The sequence below is a fragment of the Flavobacterium fryxellicola genome, from assembly GCF_900143245.1.
GTDB lineage: Bacteria > Bacteroidota > Bacteroidia > Flavobacteriales > Flavobacteriaceae > Flavobacterium > Flavobacterium fryxellicola.
The window spans coordinates 214,643-237,080 of sequence record NZ_FRDK01000002.1; the positions used below are offsets into that span (position 1 = coordinate 214,643).

The 22,438-nt window shown below is 35.0% G+C and carries 23 protein-coding genes; 17 read left to right on the forward strand and 6 right to left on the reverse strand.

The features are described from left to right. The first annotated feature begins 5 nt into the window (after nucleotides 1–5). Nucleotides 6–920 carry a cysteine synthase A gene (gene cysK, locus BUA03_RS04590; RefSeq protein ID WP_066078374.1) on the forward strand — a complete coding sequence of 305 codons (915 nt, stop codon included), beginning with the start codon at nucleotides 6–8 and terminating at the stop codon, nucleotides 918–920. A 140-nt stretch (nucleotides 921–1,060) separates the two neighbouring features. Here cysK and BUA03_RS04595 read toward each other — a convergent pair whose 3' ends face one another. Both BUA03_RS04595 and BUA03_RS04600 read right to left on the reverse strand, forming a co-directional pair. Next, a complete protein-coding gene (locus BUA03_RS04595; RefSeq protein ID WP_066078369.1) occupies nucleotides 1,061–2,101 on the reverse strand; it encodes an RluA family pseudouridine synthase in 1,041 nt (346 codons plus the stop codon). Next, entirely contained in the window at nucleotides 2,091–2,714 is a 624-nt protein-coding gene (locus BUA03_RS04600; RefSeq protein WP_066078364.1) for a PASTA domain-containing protein, read from the reverse strand. The genes BUA03_RS04595 and BUA03_RS04600 overlap by 11 nt, the downstream gene beginning before the upstream one ends. Nucleotides 2,715–2,977: 263 nt before the next feature. Here BUA03_RS04600 and BUA03_RS04605 point away from each other — a divergent pair, with 263 nt between their 5' ends. The 4 genes from BUA03_RS04605 to BUA03_RS04620 all read left to right on the forward strand — a co-directional run bounded on the left by BUA03_RS04605 (nucleotide 2,978) and on the right by BUA03_RS04620 (nucleotide 5,879). Next, entirely contained in the window at nucleotides 2,978–3,952 is a 975-nt protein-coding gene (locus BUA03_RS04605) for a D-alanine--D-alanine ligase (RefSeq protein WP_066078362.1), read from the forward strand. 9 nt (nucleotides 3,953–3,961) lie between these two features. Further along, on the forward strand, nucleotides 3,962–4,654 hold the full coding sequence (locus tag BUA03_RS04610; protein ID WP_066078359.1) for a DUF421 domain-containing protein: 693 nt from the start codon (nucleotides 3,962–3,964) through the stop codon (nucleotides 4,652–4,654). 40 nt (nucleotides 4,655–4,694) lie between these two features. Then, complete coding sequence (coaD, locus tag BUA03_RS04615; protein ID WP_066078356.1) at nucleotides 4,695–5,150, forward strand: pantetheine-phosphate adenylyltransferase; 456 nt, start codon at nucleotides 4,695–4,697, stop codon at nucleotides 5,148–5,150. A gap of 150 nt (nucleotides 5,151–5,300) precedes the next feature. After that, the gene (locus BUA03_RS04620; protein WP_066078354.1) at nucleotides 5,301–5,879 is read left to right on the forward strand and encodes a PhnA domain-containing protein; all 579 of its coding nucleotides are present in this window, start codon (nucleotides 5,301–5,303) and stop codon (nucleotides 5,877–5,879) included. Nucleotides 5,880–6,076: 197 nt separating this feature from the next. Here BUA03_RS04620 and BUA03_RS04625 read toward each other — a convergent pair whose 3' ends face one another. Next, complete coding sequence (locus BUA03_RS04625) at nucleotides 6,077–7,426, reverse strand: DEAD/DEAH box helicase (protein WP_066078351.1); 1,350 nt, start codon at nucleotides 7,424–7,426, stop codon at nucleotides 6,077–6,079. Nucleotides 7,427–7,559: 133 nt separating this feature from the next. On the opposite strand from BUA03_RS04625, the gene BUA03_RS04630 reads away from it, so the two are divergent. After that, entirely contained in the window at nucleotides 7,560–9,290 is a 1,731-nt protein-coding gene (locus BUA03_RS04630; RefSeq protein WP_066078348.1) for a M14 family metallopeptidase, read from the forward strand. 188 nt (nucleotides 9,291–9,478) lie between these two features. On the opposite strand, the gene BUA03_RS04635 is transcribed toward BUA03_RS04630, so the two are convergent. Further along, nucleotides 9,479–10,081 (reverse strand): NUDIX hydrolase, encoded by a 603-nt coding sequence (locus BUA03_RS04635; protein ID WP_066078345.1) that lies wholly within the window; start codon nucleotides 10,079–10,081, stop codon nucleotides 9,479–9,481. A 7-nt stretch (nucleotides 10,082–10,088) separates the two neighbouring features. Here BUA03_RS04635 and pyrE point away from each other — a divergent pair, with 7 nt between their 5' ends. The 3 genes from pyrE (at nucleotide 10,089) to BUA03_RS04650 (ending at nucleotide 12,015) form a co-directional block, all read left to right on the forward strand. Continuing rightward, the gene (gene pyrE, locus BUA03_RS04640) at nucleotides 10,089–10,736 is read left to right on the forward strand and encodes an orotate phosphoribosyltransferase (protein ID WP_066078342.1); all 648 of its coding nucleotides are present in this window, start codon (nucleotides 10,089–10,091) and stop codon (nucleotides 10,734–10,736) included. 25 nt (nucleotides 10,737–10,761) lie between these two features. Then, the gene (locus tag BUA03_RS04645; RefSeq protein WP_066078339.1) at nucleotides 10,762–11,154 is read left to right on the forward strand and encodes an SRPBCC family protein; all 393 of its coding nucleotides are present in this window, start codon (nucleotides 10,762–10,764) and stop codon (nucleotides 11,152–11,154) included. Between the two features lie 180 nt (nucleotides 11,155–11,334). Further along, on the forward strand, nucleotides 11,335–12,015 hold the full coding sequence (locus BUA03_RS04650; protein WP_066078336.1) for a hypothetical protein: 681 nt from the start codon (nucleotides 11,335–11,337) through the stop codon (nucleotides 12,013–12,015). A 30-nt stretch (nucleotides 12,016–12,045) separates the two neighbouring features. Here the strand turns inward: BUA03_RS04650 and BUA03_RS04655 are convergent, their stop codons facing one another. Beyond that, nucleotides 12,046–12,774 (reverse strand): biotin--[acetyl-CoA-carboxylase] ligase, encoded by a 729-nt coding sequence (locus tag BUA03_RS04655; protein WP_066078333.1) that lies wholly within the window; start codon nucleotides 12,772–12,774, stop codon nucleotides 12,046–12,048. 96 nt (nucleotides 12,775–12,870) lie between these two features. Here BUA03_RS04655 and rsfS point away from each other — a divergent pair, with 96 nt between their 5' ends. The 7 genes from rsfS to BUA03_RS04690 all read left to right on the forward strand — a co-directional run bounded on the left by rsfS (nucleotide 12,871) and on the right by BUA03_RS04690 (nucleotide 18,491). Then, entirely contained in the window at nucleotides 12,871–13,242 is a 372-nt protein-coding gene (gene rsfS / locus BUA03_RS04660) for a ribosome silencing factor (protein ID WP_066078331.1), read from the forward strand. Nucleotides 13,243–13,261: 19 nt separating this feature from the next. After that, nucleotides 13,262–15,187 (forward strand): ATP-dependent zinc metalloprotease FtsH, encoded by a 1,926-nt coding sequence (gene ftsH, locus BUA03_RS04665; protein WP_066078327.1) that lies wholly within the window; start codon nucleotides 13,262–13,264, stop codon nucleotides 15,185–15,187. A gap of 114 nt (nucleotides 15,188–15,301) precedes the next feature. After that, entirely contained in the window at nucleotides 15,302–15,904 is a 603-nt protein-coding gene (locus tag BUA03_RS04670) for an LUD domain-containing protein (RefSeq protein WP_066078324.1), read from the forward strand. 1 nt (nucleotide 15,905) lies between these two features. Then, complete coding sequence (locus BUA03_RS04675) at nucleotides 15,906–16,796, forward strand: phosphatidate cytidylyltransferase (protein ID WP_066078321.1); 891 nt, start codon at nucleotides 15,906–15,908, stop codon at nucleotides 16,794–16,796. Further along, nucleotides 16,786–17,439: a phosphatidylserine decarboxylase family protein gene (locus BUA03_RS04680; RefSeq protein WP_066078318.1), complete on the forward strand. Its 654-nt coding sequence runs from the start codon at nucleotides 16,786–16,788 to the stop codon at nucleotides 17,437–17,439. The genes BUA03_RS04675 and BUA03_RS04680 overlap by 11 nt, the downstream gene beginning before the upstream one ends. Then, on the forward strand, nucleotides 17,439–17,708 hold the full coding sequence (locus BUA03_RS04685) for an acyl-CoA-binding protein (RefSeq protein ID WP_066078314.1): 270 nt from the start codon (nucleotides 17,439–17,441) through the stop codon (nucleotides 17,706–17,708). The genes BUA03_RS04680 and BUA03_RS04685 overlap by 1 nt, the downstream gene beginning before the upstream one ends. Before the next feature lie 6 nt (nucleotides 17,709–17,714). Further along, nucleotides 17,715–18,491, forward strand: coding sequence for a superoxide dismutase (locus tag BUA03_RS04690; RefSeq protein WP_066078310.1), 777 nt, complete (start codon nucleotides 17,715–17,717; stop codon nucleotides 18,489–18,491). 68 nt (nucleotides 18,492–18,559) lie between these two features. On the opposite strand, the gene BUA03_RS04695 is transcribed toward BUA03_RS04690, so the two are convergent. Next, entirely contained in the window at nucleotides 18,560–20,425 is a 1,866-nt protein-coding gene (locus BUA03_RS04695; protein ID WP_066078307.1) for an alpha-amylase family protein, read from the reverse strand. A 338-nt stretch (nucleotides 20,426–20,763) separates the two neighbouring features. Here BUA03_RS04695 and BUA03_RS04700 point away from each other — a divergent pair, with 338 nt between their 5' ends. Continuing rightward, a complete protein-coding gene (locus tag BUA03_RS04700) occupies nucleotides 20,764–22,338 on the forward strand; it encodes an OstA-like protein (protein ID WP_245792559.1) in 1,575 nt (524 codons plus the stop codon). Nucleotides 22,339–22,438: the final 100 nt, after the last annotated feature.

Consider the following 22,438-nt stretch of genomic DNA (forward strand, 5'->3'; position numbering starts at 1 on the left):
ATACCATGAAATACAACAACATACTCGAAACAATAGGCAATACGCCACATGTAAAAATCAATCGCTTGTTTGGCACTGACCATACTGTTTGGATCAAATTAGAACGTGCCAATCCTGGAGCCAGCATCAAGGACAGAATAGCATTGGCTATGATTGAGGACGCCGAAGAAAAGGGATTACTCAAAGAAGGGAGTACCATTATTGAAGCCACATCTGGAAATACAGGAATTGGACTTGCTATGGTAGCAGCGGTTAAAGGCTATAAGTTAGTACTCGTTATGCCAGAATCGATGTCGATAGAAAGACGCCGACTTATGAGCCTCTATGGCGCTGAATTTGTCCTTACGCCTCGCGAAAAAGGAATGAAAGGCGCACTTGAAAAGGCAAACGAATTGGTAACAGAAATACCAAATGCATGGTCACCGCTTCAGTTCGACAATCCAGCTAATATCGCTATTCATAAAACTACAACTGCTCAAGAAATTATAAAAGCGTTTCCTGATGGCTTGGATTATATGATCACTGGCGTAGGTACTGGTGGTCACATCACAGGTTGTGCCGAAATATTGAAACAACATTTCCCTGACCTGAAAGTGTACGCCGTAGAGCCAGAAGCATCACCAGTAATTAGTGGAGGTGCACCCGCTCCTCACCCCATTCAAGGCATTGGAGCTGGCTTTATCCCTACAAACCTACACACAGATTTGTTAGATGGAACCATTCAAGTGAGCAAAGACGAGGCATTTGCATATACCCAAAGGGCAGCAAAAGAAGAAGGAATGTTCGTTGGGATATCCTCAGGAGCATCACTGGCAGCAGTAGCTAAGAAATTAACTGAAATCCCTAAAGGCGCTAAAGTTTTGACTTTTTGTTATGATACCGGTGAACATTATTTAAGCATTGAAGGATTGTTTGTTTAAAGTAAAGTGCTTTTTTAAACGTTTATTTACTGAAGTATTATTGAGTACATAATAATTCATTTGGCAAAAAAACAATAAATAAAAAAACCTTAAAATGAACATGCCCCAAATAGTTAGACACTATTTGGGGCATTTATATTTTACTCTACTTCGTCAGGACCGTGAGATTTAGAATAGCCTCTCCACTTCTCAATACAATCTTGTAAATCCTGTGGTAGTTCGGTATCAAAACGCATCATCTCACCAGTTGTAGGATGCACAAAACCCAGAGTCTTCGCATGTAACGCCTGCCTTGGTAATACTTTGAAACAATTATCAATAAATTGCTTGTATTTTGTAAATGTAGTTCCTTTCAAAATCAAATGACCGCCGTAGCGCTCGTCATTAAAAAGAGGGTGTCCTATGTGTTTTAAATGGGCCCGAATCTGATGTGTTCTCCCCGTTTCTAGTTGGCACGAAATCAAAGTAACGTAACCAAAACGTTCCAGAACTTTGTAATGTGTGACAGCCGGTTTCCCTATTTCTGGGTCGGCAAAAACGGCCATCTGCATGCGATCTTTCAGGTGACGCGCTAAGTTTCCTTCAATAGTCCCGTGCTCTTCTGTTACATTTCCCCAAACCAAAGCTACATATTCCCTTTCAGAAGTTTTTGCTTCAAATTGCTTAGCCAGATGCGTCATGGCAGCTTCGGTTTTGGCAATCACTAACAATCCGGAAGTATCTTTATCGATTCGATGCACTAAGCCGGGGCGCTCGCTACTGTTCATGGGCAAGTTATCAAAATGATAGGCTAATGCATGAACTAACGTTCCAGTATAATTCCCGTGACCAGGGTGTACCACCATTCCTGGCACTTTATTTATCAATAATAAAGTCTCATCTTCATAAACTATATTTAGCGGAATATTCTCTGGAATGATATGATTTTCATACGGAGGATGCGTCAGCATAACCCGAACTACATCATTAGCTTTCACCTTGTAATTTGACTTAACAGTCGCGTCATTTACAAAAATATTTCCTTCTGTTGCGGCAGTTTGTATTTTATTCCGAGTCGCATTTTGGATAAGACCCATTAAATACTTATCAATTCGTAAAGAGGCTTGCCCTTTTGGAACTTCAAATCTAAAATGTTCAAATAACTCCTCTTCTAAATCTATTGTTTCTCTATTATTGTTCATCAACTGGTATTTCTTCTATTGGGGCTGCCAGAGTATCTGCAGCATTTTCTTCTTCTTGGTAACTCATTTTTCCGTCTCCTAAAACCAAATCAATTTTGGATGATTTTAGAACCCTGTCCCCTACTTTTAGGTTTCTTCCTTTAAAACGCATTTCTAACACCATATCTTTTCCAAGATTTGGAACATACGTTACGGTACCTTCTTCAAGTCCTAAGGCTTTCAATGTAGGCACGGCTTCACGATATGTTTTTTCAATTAAATCTGGAATCCGAACAGACGAAAATCCAGACGTATTAATCTTTATATATATTTTTCTACCTACTTTTACTTTTGTTCCAGGAGTAGGATCTTGCTCTACCACACTAAATTGCGGAAAATCACTTCTATAGTCCACACTGTCCAACAGTACGTAATCTAAATCTAATTCATCCAGTTTGGTTTCCACTTGCTCTTCAGTAAGTTTGCGCAAATCTGGCACTGAAATTTCATGACCGTGATCTGTGGTAAAAGTCAACCAATGCATAAACAAATAGCCTAAAGCGGCAATAATGGCAAAAGCAATCAATACTTGTACAAGAAAGACACGGCTAGTAAGATACTTACGTAAATTCATAAATTTATTTTTATTTGTGCCAAAGATAAAGCTATTTCGTTTCAAAAAAAATGATAATTTTGTTTAATGCCTTTAGGAGCTATTTCCCGCTATTCGTTACAAATGAAATTCACTGAACTCCATTTAAAATGAAAGTATAGTGAAGTACTCTTTTTATCCGCCAAAAAGGCTGATAAAAAGGATTTTCACTGCTATCGGGGCTAGAATCTCGTATTAAAAACAGCTTTTATTTATTTGCACAACTAAGAACAAAACGATACTAAATGAAAAACATTGCCATCATCATGGGCGGGTATTCCAGCGAATATAAAATCTCACTCATCAGCGGAAACGTCGTATATCAATTTCTAGATAAAACGAAATACAACCGATTCCGAATTCACATTTTTAAAGAAAAATGGGTTTATGTTGATGCTAACGATGCCGAATTTCCCATCGATAAAAATGATTTTTCAGTAACTGTTGCTGGTAACAAAATTAGTTTCGATTGTGTTTTCAATGCCATTCACGGAACACCTGGCGAAGATGGATTGATGCAGGCCTATTTTGAACTTTTGAATATTCCGCAAACCTCCTGTGATTATTACCAAGCCGCATTAACATTCAACAAACGCGATTTATTATCGGTTTTAAAACCGTACGGAATCAAAACAGCTGTTTCTTATTACCTTAACAAAGGGGACACCATCAACACGGACGAAATTGTCACTAAAGTAGGCTTGCCTTGTTTTGTAAAGCCCAATAAAGCAGGTTCCAGCTTTGGAATATCAAAAGTAAAAACGGCTGCCGAATTGCCACTTGCGATCGAAATGGCCTATAAAGAAGACAATGAAATCATTATAGAAAGTTTCCTTGACGGCACCGAGGTTTCTGTTGGAGTTATCAATTATAAAGGAATTGTAACCGTTTTACCAATAACCGAAATAGTTTCTGACAATGATTTCTTCGATTATGAAGCCAAATATTTAGGTAAATCACAAGAAATAACACCGGCAAGAATCTCCGATGAATTGACCCAAAAAGTGAGCGATATAGCCAAACGTGCTTATGAAATCCTAAAAATGAAAGGTTTCTCCCGTAGCGAATTTATATTGGTAAACGGAGAACCACACATGCTGGAAATGAATACGATTCCTGGATTAACTACTGAAAGTTTGATTCCGCAACAAGCCAAAGCTGCCGGAATTTCACTGGAGGATTTGTTTTCAAACGCCATTGAATTGGCTTTAAATAACTAACTATCCATTATGAAAGAAATCTTTGAATGGAACCGATTATTATACAATGATTTACCAGAATCGTTTCTCATAGAAGTCATTTTCCGTTCCACCATAATGTTTATAGTATTACTATTGACATTAAAAGTGGCTGGAAAACGTGGTGTACGGCAATTATCTGTATTTGAAACAGTCATCATTATAGCTTTAGGATCAGCAGCAGGAGATCCGATGTTTTATGAAGAGGTCGGCATAATTCCTCCCATAACCGTATTTTTAGTCATTATACTTTTGTACCGCTTAGTAACTTGGCTAACCGGAAAAAGCAAGAGATTTGAAGAGTTTATAGAAGGGAAAACTGAATGTATCATCAGCGAAGGAAAATTTTCAATCGCTACATTTAAAAAAGAGAGTTTGGCACAAGATGAATTTTTTTCGGAACTCCGAATGAGATCAATACAGCATTTAGGTCAAGTAGAAAATGCTTTTATGGAAACCAGCGGCGAAATCAGTGTTTTTTATTATGAAGACCATGAAGTGCAACCAGGTTTACCGATTTTGCCTTTTTTATTTAAACACAAAAGTAAAACAATCCTAACAGAAGGAATTTATTCCTGTACCTTTTGCGGCAATACAGAAAATCAAAAACCAGGTAATGCAGAGTGCAGAGTTTGTGAAAAATTCGAATGGGTCGAATCGATAAAAACGCTCCGGAAACCTTAATTGAAATAAAGATTATTTCGATCTAATTATAAATTATAAAATGAGAAAAGCCATATTCCCAGGATCTTTTGACCCAATTACCTTAGGACATGAAGATATTATCAAAAGAAGCCTTCCGCTATTTGATGAAATCGTAATTGCCATTGGAATCAATGCCGAAAAAAAATACATGTTTACCCTTGAGGAAAGAAAACGGTTTATTGAAGAAACCTTCATAAACCAGCCAAAAGTAACGGTGATTACCTATGAAGGGTTGACTATCGATTTATGCAAAAATATAAAAGCCGACTTTATACTGCGTGGATTGCGCAATCCAGCCGATTTTGAGTTTGAAAAAGCGATTGCTCACACCAACAGACGCTTGTCAAAAATTGAAACCGTGTTTCTATTGACCGCTGCCAAAACTTCTTATATCAGTTCCAGTATTGTGAGAGATGTAATTAGAAATCACGGACAATATGAAATGCTAGTTCCTGAAGCAGTACGCGTCAAATAATTTAAATTAATTTATGCATTAAGGCTCTCAAAATTGAAAACCAACGGGTTTTTCAATTTTGAGAGCCTTAAGTATAATAAACAAGTACTCAGACCACTTGTGAAGCCACCAATTTAAGCGTAAATTTGCCAAAAATAAAAGCCTTTAAATATGAGTATAGAGAGAGAATTAAATAAACGCAGTGGATCTAAGTGTGAACTTTGTGGTGCAACCGAAAACCTAAAAGTTTACGACGTCCTTCCAACAAAAAAAGGTGGCATTGACGAAAGTATCTTGGCTTGCAGTACTTGTATTGACCAAATTGAAAATCCAGAGATAGTAGATTTAAATCATTGGAGATGTTTGAATGACAGTATGTGGAATGAGAATGCTGCAGTACAAGTGGTTGCTTGGCGAATGCTCAGCAGATTGCGTGGTGCTGGCTGGCCACAAGAATTATTAGACCAAATGTATTTAGACGAAGATACTTTGACGTGGGCTCAAGCAACCGGAGAAGGAGAAGAAGAGGAAAACAAAGTGATTCATAGAGACAGCAACGGAGTGATTCTTGAAATAGGAGACTCAGTGGTTTTAATCAAAGATCTAAAAGTAAAAGGATCAAGCATGGTTGCTAAACAAGGAACTGCAGTTCGTAACATCCGTTTAGATCACGAAAATGCGGAATACATAGAAGGAAAAGTAGATGGTCAAACTATTGTAATTATTACGCAGTACGTCAAGAAAATATAGTTTTGTATAGTTTCAGTCACAGTCGCAGTTTTCAGAGTTTGAAGTTTATAAAAAGTATTTAGTGGTCAGAAAAAAGAGCAATCAGTGACTTATTTATATTAAAAAAATCGTTTACAGTATATTTGATTTACTGTAAACGATTTTTTTATTGTTAGTCTATTTCATTTTACTGATCACTAAAAGCTAATCACTGAACACTAATTCTCTTCTTCTTTCTTTATCACTTTTCTGGCTACTTCAATTTTAAATTTCTTGCCTTTCATTTTTTCATCCTTAATAGCATGAAGTAAGTCCTTAACTTTATTGAATTTAACAGCTGCAAAAGAGATAAAATCTTTCACTTCGATCAATCCTAAATCTCCTTTTTCAAGTTTTCCTTTTTGAGAAAAGAAACCTACGATATCAATTTTATTCAGTTTATTTTTCTTTCCGCCACTGATGTAAATGGTTTGAAATTCTGGTGGTTTTGGTAAAGAAGTACTGTTTTCTACTTTCAAAACTTCCATTGTATAATCAATATAATCCATTTTTTTTTCACTTTCATGAGCAATGATATAGGCTGTTCCTGAAGCTAACATACGCGCTGTCCGCCCGTTTCTATGGGTAAATTCATCTTCTTTGGATGGCAAATGATAATGAATGACGTGATTCATCTCCGGAATATCAAGTCCACGAGCGGCTAAATCCGTTGTGATCAAATAACTCACACTTCCATTACGAAATTGAATTAGCGCCCGTTCTCTCTCATCCTGATCCATTCCACCATGATAATAGGTCGCATAAATTCCTTTTTCATTTAAAGTGTCGCTAATGCGTTCTGCCGCATCACGATGGTTACAAAAAACAATGGCTGATTGCGATTTCAATGAACAAATCAGGTTGAACAAACTGCCTATTTTATCCTTTTCTTTCGAAACTACCATCTTCATCGAAAGGTTCGTTTCTTCCTCATTTTCTGGAATAAAGTCCAGAATTGTAGGGTTGACTACTCTAGTGTATCTTGGAATCTCAATATCTGAAGTAGCAGAAACCAAAACACGTTTATTCAATTTGGTTAATTTCCCAATGATAAATGACATTTGTTCATGGAAACCCAATTGCAGTGATTTATCAAATTCATCCAGAATCAACGTTTGTATTTTATCCACGCGAAAAGTGCCTCTGTCAATATGATCGGCAATTCTCCCAGGAGTTCCTATTAAAACAGCCGGTGGGTTGCTTAGATTCTTAATTTCAGTATCGATAGAATGTCCACCGTAGCACACATTTACTTTATAATCAGTTCCCATTTTTTTCCAAACCTGCTCAATTTGCAGCCCTAATTCTCGCGACGGAACTAAAATTAAACACTGAACGGATTGGATTTCTGGCTGTAACATTTCTAAAATGGGCAACAAAAAAGCCAAAGTTTTTCCTGAACCTGTTGGCGAAAGCAATAAAATATTACTATCATTCAAAATTGCATCTTGTGCAACTTCTTGCATTTCATTCAGGCTTTCGATACCTAAATTCAAAAGTATATTGTTGGAATGGTGTTTCTTATTCATTTTTATTATTTGTGCAAAGGTAATTTTAAATTTTAAATTATCATTTTTTTAAATCGAGCGCTTCCTTTTCCTTCTATATTTCTGTAGCTTTAGAAAAAAAGCTACATTTGATACTCACTTTAAAAACCGAAAGATGAGATTTTTCACATTCCTTTTTTTATTATTCTCCATTAGTTCATTTTCACAAAAAGCCAATAAATACGATACATTTTTCGAAAAAGGAAATGGAAATCAATCTGCCACTTACCACGAGGCCATCTCGTACTACCAACTCCTAGCCAATGATTTTCCTACAATTAATATGCGAACAATGGGCCTAACAGACAGTGGTGAACCCTTGCACATGGTAATTTTCAATCCTGAAAAGGAATTTAATTTTGGAAAAATCCAAAAAAACAAAGCGGTAATTTTACTTAATAATGGCATTCACGCCGGCGAACCAGACGGAATTGATGCTAGTATGCAATTATTTAGAGATTTGGCTTTAGGTAAAATAAAAGTTCCTAAAAACACGGTTATTGTTTGTATTCCGGTCTATAATATTGGCGGTGCTTTAAACAGAAACTCCACTTCAAGAGCCAATCAAGATGGTCCAGAAATCTATGGCTTTCGCGGCAACGCTAGAAATTATGATTTAAATCGGGATTTCATGAAATCAGACACCCGGAATACAAAAAGTTTTGTTGAAATATTCCATACCATCAACCCTGATGTTTTTATTGACAATCATGTCAGCAATGGCGCAGATTACCAATATAAACTGACGTACATCATGACCCAACACAATAAATTAGGAACTGTTTTAGGTGATTTTTTAAATACTGAAATGATGCCTTTGTTAATCAGCGATTTACAAAAAAAGAATATTGAAACGACACCTTATGTCAATGCGTTTCAGGATACACCAGACAAAGGTTTTGGTCAGTTTTTTGAAAGTCCACGATTTGCAACTGGGTATACTTCCTTGTTTAATTCCATTGGGTTTGTAGTGGAAACACACATGCTAAAAAAATATGGAGATCGCGTAAAAGTGACCTACGAATACATGCGCTCAGCTATTGATTTTACCGATGCTAACTATAAAAAAATCAAACAGCTTCGATTGAAAAATGAAGACCAATACCAACCTAAAAAAGCGTACACTATAAAGTGGGAAATTGATAGCACAAAAACAATTCCTTTTTCCTTTTTAGGGTACGAAGCAAGCTATAAAAAAAGTGATGTCACGTCTGGAAATCGGTTATTTTATGATAAAACAAAGCCATACAAAAAAAACATCACTTATAGCAAAGAATTCAAATCCGTAAAAGATATCATCATTCCAAAAGCATATATAATCCCAAAAGGATTCTGGCCCGTAATTGAATTGTTAAAGAGTAATACTATCACATTCAAACCATTAGAAAAAGACACCCTAATTGAAGTCGAAAGCTATAAAATTGCTGATTTCAAAACAACAAACGCCGCTTACGAAGGACATTATTTACATAGAAATACTTCAGTTACTTCTACAATAGTGAAGGTGGCTTTCGCCAAAGGAGATTATTTTATCCCTACGGAACAAAAGGGAATTAAATATTTACTGGAAAGTTTAGAGCCTGAAGCAACAGATTCTTTTTTCAATTGGAACTTTTTTGACACGATGCTACAACAAAAAGAAGGGTATTCTGATTATGTTTTTGAAGACTCTGCGACTAAGATTCTGAATGAAAATCCAAAATTAAAAGCAGAATTTGATGTAAAAAAACAAAGTGATATTAACTTTATTAATAATCCAGAGGCACAGCTGGACTGGATTTACAAACATTCCGTTTATTACGAAAAAGCTCACTTACAGTATCCTGTGTATCGCGTTTTAAAGTAAGAACCTGCTACAGCAGTGTTTGCTGAAAAAGGAACACGAGAACAATGATTTTGCTGCTTTTTATGAATTTCACACAACAGTATGTAAAAAAGTTACCCCTAAATTTCACTACTTTACAAGAATTATTTCGTGTAAACTAGTCCAATTAAGGGGTAGATAGTGTGATTATGTATCTGTAAAGATGATTGTTATTTCAACAACTTTTCTTCTTCAAATAGTAATTTTATATTTTCATAGGAATTTTTGAGCGCTTCCTTGATTTGTTCTGGATTCATCCAAGCCACTTTATCAATTCCTTCGTCTACTTGTCCTTGAGGCGTCCCTTCAAAATCAGATTGCATTTCGAACCAATGCGTGATTTTTAACTTGTACTTGCCGTTACGTCTAAAAACGTGATAGGTTTTTTGCAGTTTATGAGAGATGGTCAAGCCATTTACCCCTGTCTCCTCCTCTACTTCACGCATCGCAGTATCTTCAATTACTTCTCCTTTTTCAATACCACCTTTGGGCAAATCCCATTTCCCGTTTCGAAAAATGAATAATACCTCGCCTTTTTTGTTGTAAACTAAACCGCCTCCAGCTTTGCAAACAGGAATTTTGGCTTTTAAAGTCTTCATAATCAAGCTTTCATCAGGATGATATAAGTAGGCTTTATTAATTTTATTTTGAAAGATTTTTACTATAAGTTGCTCTATGTCAATACTTTCTAATAAAAATAACTGAAAATCTGTCTCCTTGGAGATGTGATTTGTCAAAAAAAGTGGTTTGTCGTTAACAAAAACTTTATACATTTGTAGTATGATTTTTAATAAAGATACAGCCGAAAAAACAGCCGAATTTCTTTTGCAAATAAATGCAATTAAATTGAATCCAAGAAATCCTTTTACATGGGCTTCTGGATGGAAATCGCCTATTTATTGTGATAACCGATTAATCCTCTCATTTCCAGCCGTAAGGAATTATGTCCGGGATGAATTTTCTAAAAATATTGAGAAACAATTTGGTAAACCAGATGTTATTGCCGGTGTTGCCACTGGAGCAATAGGAATTGGGATGCTGGTAGCGGAAAGTATGGGATTGCCCTTTGTTTACGTTCGTCCCGAGCCAAAAAAACATGGAAGGTTAAATCAAGTAGAAGGTTTTTTACAAAAAGGGCAAAATGTAGTCGTTGTCGAAGATTTGATTAGTACAGGGAACAGCAGTTTACTCGCTGTGGAAGCGCTACGCGCAGCTGGAGCTAATGTAAAGGGCATGGTTGCCATATTCACCTATGGCTTTGCTGTTGCCGAAGAAAATTTTAAAACGGCCCATCTGGATTTGTTTACCTTAAGTAACTATCAAAATTTATTGAATTTGGCTGTTGCCAAAAGATACATTTCGGAGGAAGAAGAATTGACTTTAAGAGAATGGAACGGGAGCCCGTCCACTTGGACTATTGAAGTTTAACAATTAAAATTAATACTATAAAACAATGAACTTAGAAAGTCCAAAAGTTACAGTTCAAAAATCAGCTCAAGAATTATTTGATTTATTGAGTGATGTGAAAAATTTTGAAAAATTAATGCCCGATAATATTGCCAAATTCGAAGTTATCGGTGACGATGCTTTCATTTTTGGACTAAAAGGAATGCCAGAAATAAAACTAAAAATGAAAGAGAAAGTAGCGCCTACAAAAATAGTTTTGGGTGCAGCAAGCGATAAGCTTCCATTTACTTTGATTGCTAACATTACTGATATTTCTGAAAATTCAAGTGCTGTAAAACTCGATTTTGAAGGCGATTTCAACCCTATGATGGCGATGATGATAAAAGGCCCTATTGGTAAATTTATCGAAACATTAGCTACAAACATGACTAAATTATAATTTTAAATTTAATAACATTTAAAAGTCCGATTAGAATTTCTAATCGGACTTTTTTTATTTTATCTCTAAACTAAAACCTTAAACAACAACTCATCGTTGAAAAAATACAGTTCAGTACTAAACTTTATGAAAAAGTAAATTATTATCAGAAGTTTGAGCCATTAAACTAAACATATCAAAATGGAACAAGCGATTAAGGTTTTAATTTACACTCATGCATTCTTTGGCGGAGTTGGCTTAATTACAGGAATTGGAAGTATAATTGTACCAAAAGGACAGCAACTACATAAAAAAATGGGTAAACTATTCTCGATCGGAATGATAACAAGCTCGCTTATTTCATTGCCTATTTGTTCAATACCAAAACATCAAAATGTTTTTTTGTTCTTGATTGGATTGTTTACCATCTATCTTGTTCTATCTGGAAATAGAGCTTTGACATTTAAACGTAAAATGAAATCCGATTTAATAGACCAATTAATTTCAGGAACTATGCTATTCTTTTCCTTAATAATGATTTCTTTGGGAATATATTGCCAGTTTAACAGTACAGAAAATGGTATACTATTTACATTCTTTGGAGGATTTGGGCTTTTTATGACTATTAAAGATTTTGTTTTTTACGCAACCATTTCAGCAACCAATAAAAACTGGCTATCAAAACATATTGGAAAAATGATAGGAGCTTTGATCGCTTCAATAACAGCTTTTATTGTAGCGGGACTAGGATTTGAAAATTTAATCGCTTGGATAACACCTACTATTTTAGGAACTATCTATATCATTTATTGGAATAAAAAAACAGAACGCAAAGTTCCTAAAACAATCAAAATTAGGATAAAAAATCAATCTGACTCTTAAATAGAAAAAAACTTTTGATCCCTTTGCTATTCAATACAGCATTTGAATTTCTTTAATATCAAATGCTGCAACTGAATCATCTTCTAGCATAATTTGCAATTTACCACTATCAGAAACACCTTGAATGATTCCCATAAAATTTGTGCCATTTTGAGCTGAAAAAGCCATTGGAACTCCTATTTTATACAAATTATTTGTGTAGCTATCCCATAGAACAGTGGGAAACTGTTTCCACAATGCGATCTTTTGTTCTATTGCAGTACCAATCAACGTGAGAAGTATTTCTGGGTCTAATGCTGTTCCGGAAATAACCACTAAAGAGGAAGCTTTTGGTAAATTTTCGAAATTAGTTTGATTCACATTGAGTCCCAATCCAACTACAGAAATGATAGTTCCGTCACTTTTGATACTATTTTCTATCAAAATGCCACCTATTTTTTTGTTGTATGACATTATGTCGTTCGGCCATTTAATACTAAGATCAGGAATCTTCATCGTTTCTAAAACTTCAATAACAGCAAGAGAAACGGCTATATTTAGATTGAATATCTGACCAATGTCAGACAAAAAATCCTTGACCAAAATACTCATTATTAAGTTTTTACTCGCCTCAGAAGCCCAAACCGCACCCATTTGACCTTTTCCTTTTGTTTGACTTTCTGCAGTTACAACCGTGAAGTTCTCAAGGTCCTGTTTACTGGATAAGCCTTTGAGGAATGCATTTGTAGAATCTATGGCATCGAGTTTGATAACTTTCATTTTACGTTTTTTTGTGGAACAGAATTTAATATTGTGTTAAGGTTCAAAAATAATCACAAAAAATGGTAACTTTACAAACTTATATAAAAATAATTCATGGCGAAAAAGACTATAAATAATGACGTCCTATTGGCGAATATCATTAAAGGAATAGAAGAAGTAAAAGGTAATGATATTACTATCCTAGATTTAAGAGAAATAGATACGGCAGTTTGCGACTATTTCATTATTTGCAACGGTAATTCAAATACACAAGTTAACGCCATTGTAAACTCTATCCAAAAAACAGTTTCAAAAGAATTGAAAGACAAGCCTTGGCATGTTGAAGGAACGGATAATGCAGAATGGGTATTAATGGACTATGTAAATATTGTTGTCCATGTATTTCAAAAACACATAAGAGAATATTACAACATCGAAAGTTTATGGGGCGATGCTAAAATAACAACCATAGAAAATAAATACTAAAGACACATAATCCGTAGTAATGGCTAAAGAAAATAATCCCAATCCGAATAAGTTTAAAGTAAGCCCTTGGCTAATTTACGCTGCAATATTATTAATTTTCTTATTTATAAGTTTCATAACTGGAGGTTCTAGCTTAAATGAACCTGGGCAGTTGACCTCTTCAAAGTTTAACGACTTTTTAGAAAAAGGACAAATTGAAAAAGTTATTGTTTACAACAAAACAGAAGCGGAAGTATTCTTAAACGCTGCTGCAATGAAAGATGCAGTACACAAGAAAGTTTCTAAAGATGTTTTTGACAGACCCAACAAAGGACCGCACTATACCTTTGACATTGGTAATGATCAAATATTCCAAAACAAACTAGAAAAAGCAGTTGCTGAAGGAAAATTGAAAGATTTTAATTTCTTACCAAAAAACAATTGGTCAGACATTTTAATTAGTCTTTTACCCATAATTATCATCATTGCCGTTTGGATATTTATCATGAGAAAAATGTCTGGTGGCGGCGCTGGTGGTGGCGGACAGATTTTCAATATTGGAAAATCAAAAGCAAAACTCTTTGACGAAAAAACAGATATCAAAACTACTTTTAAGGATGTAGCTGGTTTAGAAGGAGCGAAAGAAGAAATTCAAGAGATTGTTGAATTCCTGAAAAATCCTGAAAAATATACTAATTTGGGTGGCAAAATCCCAAAAGGAGCCTTGTTGGTAGGACCTCCAGGAACTGGTAAAACCTTATTAGCAAAAGCCGTAGCTGGTGAAGCTCAAGTACCATTCTTCTCTTTATCAGGATCTGATTTTGTGGAAATGTTTGTTGGTGTAGGTGCATCTCGTGTTCGTGATTTATTCAAACAAGCCAAGGAAAAATCTCCAGCAATTATCTTCATTGATGAAATTGATGCGGTAGGAAGAGCAAGAGGAAAAAGCAACATGTCAGGCGGAAATGACGAACGTGAGAATACTTTAAACCAGTTATTGACTGAAATGGACGGTTTTGGAACCAATTCTAATGTAATTGTTCTGGCAGCAACTAACAGAGCAGATGTTCTTGACAAAGCGTTAATGCGCGCAGGTCGTTTCGACAGACAAATTTTCGTTGACTTACCAGATATTAGAGAAAGAGCTGAAATATTCAAAGTACATCTTGCGCCTTTGAAAAAAGTAGAAGGACTCGACACTGAATTTTTAGCCAAACAAACTCCAGGTTTTTCTGGTGCTGATATTGCGAACGTATGCAATGAAGCAGCTTTAATAGCGGCTAGACATAACAAAACTGCGGTAGATAAACAAGATTTCCTAGATGCTGTTGATAGAATCGTTGGTGGCCTTGAAAAGAAAAACAAAATTGTTACTCCTGATGAAAAGAAAGCAATTGCTATTCATGAAGCAGGACATGCAACGGTAAGCTGGATGCTAGAACATGCTGCTCCATTAATTAAAGTAACGATTGTTCCTAGAGGACAAAGTTTAGGCGCTGCTTGGTACTTACCAGAAGAGCGTTTAATTGTTCGACCAGATCAAATGCTAGATGAAATGTGTGCTACCATGGGTGGAAGAGCTGCTGAGAAAGTAACTTTCAACAGAATTTCGACTGGTGCATTGAGTGATTTAGAAAAAGTGACGAAACAAGCTCGAGCCATGGTAACTATTTATGGTTTGAATGAAAAAATAGGTAATGTTACCTATTACGATTCAACAGGACAAAGCGAATACAATTTGTCAAAACCATATTCTGAGGAAACAGCAAGAGTAATCGACGAAGAAATTTCATTACTGATTGAAAGTCAGTACCAAAGAGCAATTGCAATTCTAGAAGAGAATAAAGACAAACTAAATCAACTTGCGAATATTCTAATTGAGAAAGAAGTTATTTTCAAAGATGATTTAGAAGCTATTTTCGGAAAAAGAACTTTCGACAAAAATCTCGAAGAAGTCGTGTCCTAAAAACACATCATTATTCATTTATTTTTAAAATCTTAATTCAAAAACTACTTTTGAATTAAGATTTTTTTATCTTTGGACGTTTTCAAATAATAAATTATAGCAGTTTACAGAAATATGAGTCTTTTTAGAAAAATTTTTGGTTCTAGTAATCCTACTTCTGAGGAAGATAAACAAAGTGAATTTAGTAACTCCCTTACTGAAAACACAACCTCAATAGATGAACAATTTATTTTTAATTTTAAAAAAAATGGAGGTAAATTTTTATACTGTGAAAATACTGAAGAAGTTAAAGAGCAATTTGAAAATATATTAGAAGAAAATGATTGGTTCGAAAGTGATGTGTTATGTTATGATCCGGACCTATTCTCAATGCTAGATGACAATAAATTACGATATAATAAACCTGCTAATCCCAAATTTATTCTTGCCAGTTGTGAGAATTTAATAGCGGATGAAGGTTCCATCCTATTTTCATCAAAACAAATCAAACAAAACAAACCAAACGAACTGCCTGTAAACATAATCGTTTTAGCTAAAACAAGTCAAATTCTTGGTACTAAAAGCGACGGATTAAGTGCCATTAAAAAGAAATACGAAAGAGATTACCCTACAAACATTACCACTATAAAATATTTCGAAAAAGCCAAAGAAGAAGACTTCACGCAATACGGAAGTTCTGCCAAAAACCTTTACTTACTGCTTTTAGAAGATCTTTAAGATGAATGAAACTCTAAAACGAGGTATATCAGGAGCTGTTTATATCATATTATTACTCGTCTCTATTCTATATTCAACTGAAACCTTTTTTATTCTATTTGGAATTTTTCTAATAATCGCAATTTATGAATTTTGCAATCTAATTCAAATACCTAAAGTATTTCCCATTCTTTTTGGAATCCTATTGTATACTGCCGTAACGCTAGTAAGTCATTACAACAAGAGCACTACTGAAACTATCAATCAACTATTCAATACCAATGTAGAAATTTCAATCAATATTCAACAATTAGATGTTGTTTTATTGGTTATTGCATTAGTAGTATCCATAAAATGTATCCTTTTCTTATTTTACGATAACATTCAAAAAATAAGCACTTCCTCTAAATATTTGTATTTATTAGGATATATAATGTTACCTTTTGTGTTTATCACTAAAATTTCTTTTGGGATAAATGATTATAATCCTAAAATTATAATTGGTTTATTTATTCTAATATGGACCAATGATACTTTTGCTTATATTGTTGGAAAATCAATAGGACGAACTAAGTTATTCGAAAAAATATCACCTAAAAAAACTATTGAAGGATTTTTAGGCGGAATACTTTTTGCCGTTTTAGCAGGATATTTAATCTCAAAATATTACATAAAAGCCAATCCTGAGTTTAGTGATAGATCCATCCTCATCTGGACATCTATTGCAGTTATTGTGGGAATTGCGGGAACAATAGGAGATTTAATCGAATCCAAATTCAAGCGTATCGCCGGTGTAAAAGATAGCGGAAGTATAATGCCCGGTCACGGAGGCATCCTAGATCGTTTAGATAGTGTTATATTTGTAGCACCAATAATTTTTTTATTTTATCAAATCTTAAACTATGTTTCATAAAGAAGGAACCCAATCTATTTTATTAGGCACAATTTTCACGGCTGTTGTCCTTTTACTGTCTGATAATTTTATAGACATCATTTGGCTTAAAATGGCCATTCAAATAGCAGCATTGCTACTGTTGATTATCATCTTACAATTTTTTAGAAATCCCAAAAGAGCGGCTATTAGCAATGAAAATCAAATCCTTGCTCCTGTAGATGGCAAAGTGGTAGTTATTGAAGAAGTATATGAAGGCGAATATTTCAAAGACAAACGCTTACAAATATCCATTTTCATGTCTCCAATAAACGTACATGTTACGCGTTATGGTTTAAGTGGACTTGTGAAATTTAGCAAATACCATCCTGGTAAATTTTTAGTAGCTTGGCATCCAAAGGCAAGTGAAGAAAACGAAAGAACAACTATTGTAATCGAAAATAAAACTTTCGGAGAGGTCCTGTACCGTCAAATTGCAGGTGCACTTGCAAGAAGAATTGTAAATTATGCCGAAGAAGGCATGCAGGTTATTCAAGGAACTGATGCTGGTTTTATAAAATTTGGCTCAAGAGTAGACATCTTTTTGCCTTTAGGCACCCCCATCAATGTCAGTTTAAATGAAAAAGCAATAGGAGGAAAAACAGTTATTGCGACCAAAGCATAATGATTGAAAAAAATTTAGATACTCGATTTCTGGAAGCAGTTAAAATAGCCGCTGACATGACTCAAGCTTCCTTACCGCAAGATGTACAGTTGCGGCTGTATGCTTATTACAAGCAAGCGACCTTGGGAATCTTAGATCTAAAACAAACCTCTTCCTACCATTTAAGAGATGCCTTCAAAACAAATGCGTGGATGCAAATAAGCCACCTGACAGCAGATGAAGCGAAACAGCAGTACATTGAAATGATTGAATCGCTGTTAAAAAAATAGTTCATTATGAAAAACAAATTATTTTTAATTCCTATTTCCTTTCTATTCGTTATTTCCATTTCTTGTAATAACAAAAAATTAATAGAAGTAGTTGAAGTTCCTTTACCTACCGTAGCTGAACAAACCACTACTATTATTGCTTCGCCTGATGACGTAAAAGCAAACGAAGGGTCATTTCAAATGGAAAAACTACCCTACGCATACGATGCTTTAGTACCCAGTATATCTTCAACCACTTTAGAAATGCATTATTCTAAGCATTATTTAACCTATACTAATAATTTGAACAAAGCAGTGTTAGGAACCCCACTAGAGAACCTAACCATAGAAGAAGTATTAACTAAATTAGATCCTAATGATGCTGCGCTTCGCAACAATGCGGGTGGATTTTACAATCATTCTTTGTATTGGAAATGCATGGCACCAAAAGCGGGTGGTCAACCTACAAATTCATTAGCTAAGGCAATTATTAGAGATTTTGGTTCATTTGAAAACTTTACTACTTTATTCAAAGTCGAAGCTACAAAACAATTTGGTTCTGGTTGGGCCTGGTTACTCATTGATCGCGCAGGAAAACTTCAGGTGACCAGTACATCAAATCAAGACAATCCTTTGATGCGAAATGCGCTTGTTTCTGGCACTCCAATACTAGCTTTAGATGTATGGGAACATGCCTATTATTTAGACTACCAATACCGCCGAAAAAATTATATCGATGGCTTTTTCAATGTGATTAACTGGCAAAAAGTACAAGAAAATTACGATGCTGTCGCAAAAAAATAATTTCTTCTTGTTTACAAAAAAAGCTGATAAATATTTATCAGCTTTTTTTTTGATTGTCAAACGCTTTCTTACAATTGATAAATAAAAGATTCTGATGGAGCAATTGTAATTTGTACTTTCCCTTCCCCATTCACTACCTGCAACAAAGCGGAACTTTTATTGTACAATTGGTCTGTTATAGTGTACTTTCCATCTTTCAAATTCCATTTTTCAATGATATCAGCAGGGATTTTTAATTCGAAATTGCTAGTGGTAAGCCATGAAAAATTAGTAATAACAATTAATTTTTGCGCAGCTGACCAGCGAGTGAAAGCATAAATTCCCGAATCATATCCCGCAGTAGTTTGGCGGTTCACCATTTGAATATCTTGAAATTTTCCCATTAAAGCCGAACTATTTAAAGAGAAATTCAATATTCTTTTATAAAAATCACGCAACTCTTTTTCGTCTTTTGTCAATAGACCGCCATCAAATGCACCTCCATTCATCCAACGCTGATGACTAGGAACTCCAATATAATCAAAGATTGACGTTCTGGAATGAGTCCCAAAACCAGCATTCTCATTTCCTGCTTCTCCTACTTCTTGGCCAAAATAAACCATCGTGGGAGAACTACTTATTGTCGTTGAAACGACCATCAATGGTTTTCCTTTTTGTGGTGTTCCGGCAAATTCTGGACTAGCCAAACGTTGCTCATCATGGTTGTCCAGAAAATGCAACATGTGATGCTCTATATCTGCCATTCCGTTTTGAATAGCTGATAATCCATCAGGCAACGCTCTTCCTTGTATGACATCTTTCAATTTATCGTAGGTTTCTACTTTATCATATAAGTAATCCATTTTACCCAAGTGGATGTAATTGCGATATTCTTTAGGATTATAGACTTCAGCCAACAAAAAGGCGTCTGGATTTTTTACTTTAATAGCGGAATTCATATAGCTCCAAAATTCGAACGGAACCATTTCGGCCATATCAAATCTAAAACCATCTACTCCTTTAGCGGTCCAATACAAAGCAATATCTTTAAATTTATCCCAAGAATCTGGAACGTCTTTTCCATTCCAAAAAGCATCATGTTCCTGATACGATTTCGTGTCAAATCCAGTAGGAAGTTCGGGAAAATCTTTGGATCCATCCGGGCGAATCCCATAATTTATTTTGACGGTTTCGTACCAGTCATTTTTATCTGGTTTAGCCATACGAGAACCATTTCCTGTCCATTTAGCTGGGTTTTCTTCAAACCTCCCATCTATTAATGGATTACTTTCTCCATTTAATGGTTTTGCCGCATCTGGAATTTCGAAAGAAGTATTTGGAATATAATAGAAGTTGTTGTTTCTTTTGTAATCTACCGTTACATCATCCGCTGCACCAAAATCTTTAACGCCCGACGGATTAGTCTTACCCTCGTATTGGCGCGCTATATGATTAGGAACAATATCTATAATCACTTTTAATCCTGCTTTATGAGTCCGGGCAATTAAGGACTCAAATTCCTGCAAACGATTCGCCGGATTTACTGCTAAATCTGGGTTTACGTTGTAATAATCCTTCACGGCATAAGGAGAACCCGCTCTACCTTTGACTACTTCTGGATCATCATTCGAAATTCCTATTGCGGTGTAATCCCGAATTAAAGCATGATGTGGAACTCCAGTATACCAAACATAAGTAACGCCTAAGTCCTTAATTTCATGTAGCGCTTTATCTGTAAAATCGTTAAACTTCCCTACTCCGTTTTCTTCAATAGTTCCCCATGGTTTATTGGTGGTAACTTTATTCCCAAATAATCGGGTAAAGACCTGATAAACCACTTCTTTTTTACCAGAGACGTCCTCTTTCTTTTCTCCATTCATTTTTAAATCTTTTGTTTTACAAGCCGATGCTAAAAGTACCGCACTTATCCCTGCAACAATAGTTATTTTTTTCATTGTATAAAAATATTTATGATGATTTCAATTCCTTTATCGTAAACTAAATATCAATTTTTAAATTTACTATTTTTTAAATAATCTCCGTCGATACGCATTAAAATTTAAGATTTGTATTTAATTGAGACGGAAACTACAACGAAGGAGTTTCATTAATTGTTAATAACTTTCAAAAGATGAAACATTCGCTATTAAGGCCCTTTGGACTGATTATAAATAATTCCTAATATGGATTAGGATTGTTTCCTTTTTCATAAATTTGACAAAAATTAAATCCATTGAAGAAATCGCTGTTTTTCCTTCGTTATTGTCTCCTACTGCTAATTACAAATTTAGTTTTGGCGCAAGCCCCGAAAAAAATTATAGTAGAAAACTCTGATTTTGCTGATGTAAATCAAGTAGAAATTCCTGATGCTTTATTACTTATAGGGAACGTTCGCGTGAATCATGATGGCGTTGTAATGACATGCAACAAAGCGTATTATTTCCAGAAGGAAAATTACATCAAGGCCTTTGGAAATGTACAAATGGTGCAAGGCGATACTTTATTTTTAAACAGCAAATATGCAGAATACAATGGAAATGTAAAAAAAGCTTATGCTTCTGGAGATGCTGTGATGAGTTCACCAGACGCAACTTTGGTAACAGAAATAATCAATTTTGACCGAAATATTCAAGAAGTATTTTACGATACTCCTGGAACAATTACAAACAAAGACAATACCCTCGAAAGTAATTCTGGAAGATATTATGTGAAACAAAAAAAATTCCAATTCCTGACGGCAGTTACCATCACAAATCCAACGTATGTCATAAAATCAAATCACTTAGATTATTTCAGTAATTCTGGGCATTCGTATCTTTTTGGACCTTCCACGATAACCAGTAAAGCCAATTATATTTACACTGAAAAAGGGTTTTATGACACCAAAAAAAATCTGGCCCATTTCCTGAATAAATCCTTCATTAAATACGATGATCGAGTGATTAAAGGCGACAGTTTGTATTATGACCGAAATCGGGAATTTGCATCAGCCACGCGCAATGTTAAAATAACAGATTCTATCAATCGTGGCATCGTAAAAGGACATTATGCCGAAGTATATAAAAAACTGGATTCCATGTATGTAACGAAAAGAGCTGTTGCGGTTAATTTTGTCGAAAATGACTCTGTTTACATCCATGGGAAGAAATTAATGGTAACCGGCAAAGAAGGAAACCGAGTCATTAGAGCATTCAATAACGTCCGATTTTATAAAACGGATTTGAGCGGCAAATGCGATTCAATACATTCGAGCTCAAAAACTGCTTTGACAAAAATGATTGGAAATCCAATACTTTGGAATGGAGAAAGTCAAATAACAGGCGATATCATGCATCTTATAGGCAATAACACCACCCAAAAGCTAGATTCACTAAAAGTCCTTGAGAACACCTTTATAGTCTCTAAAGACACCATAGGAACGGGCTATAATCAAGTCAAAGGACAAAATCTCTACGGTAAATTTGAGGAAGGAAAACTGCGTGACGTGGACATTGTCAAAAATGCCGAAGTTATCTATTATATGCGAAATGAAGCGCAAGAACTCATAGGCATCAATAAAAATGTAAGTAGTAAAATTAATCTCCTTTTAGAAAAAAATGAGATCGAAACCATTACTTTCTTTCAGCAAGTAGATGGCGATATTTACCCCGAAAAAGATTTACCTGAAAATGCAAGAAAACTGAGAGGGTTAGTATGGCGCGGAGACGAACGAATAAAATCGAAAGACGACCTCTTTCCACCCGAAGAAAATGAAGATAATGAAAAAATAGCAAAAGCAACTAAATCAGCCGAAGCTAAAGAGGCTATTCCTATGAAAATTCGGAAGGAAACTCTGAATTACGATAAGAAGAAAGTGAAAAAAAAGTAAAAAGTAAAGGGAACAGTGAAAAGTCTCAGTATTCAATCTAGGACACAGGGACAAAAAAACATCTTTTAAAACTACGTAAACTTTACAAACTTTGCAAAGT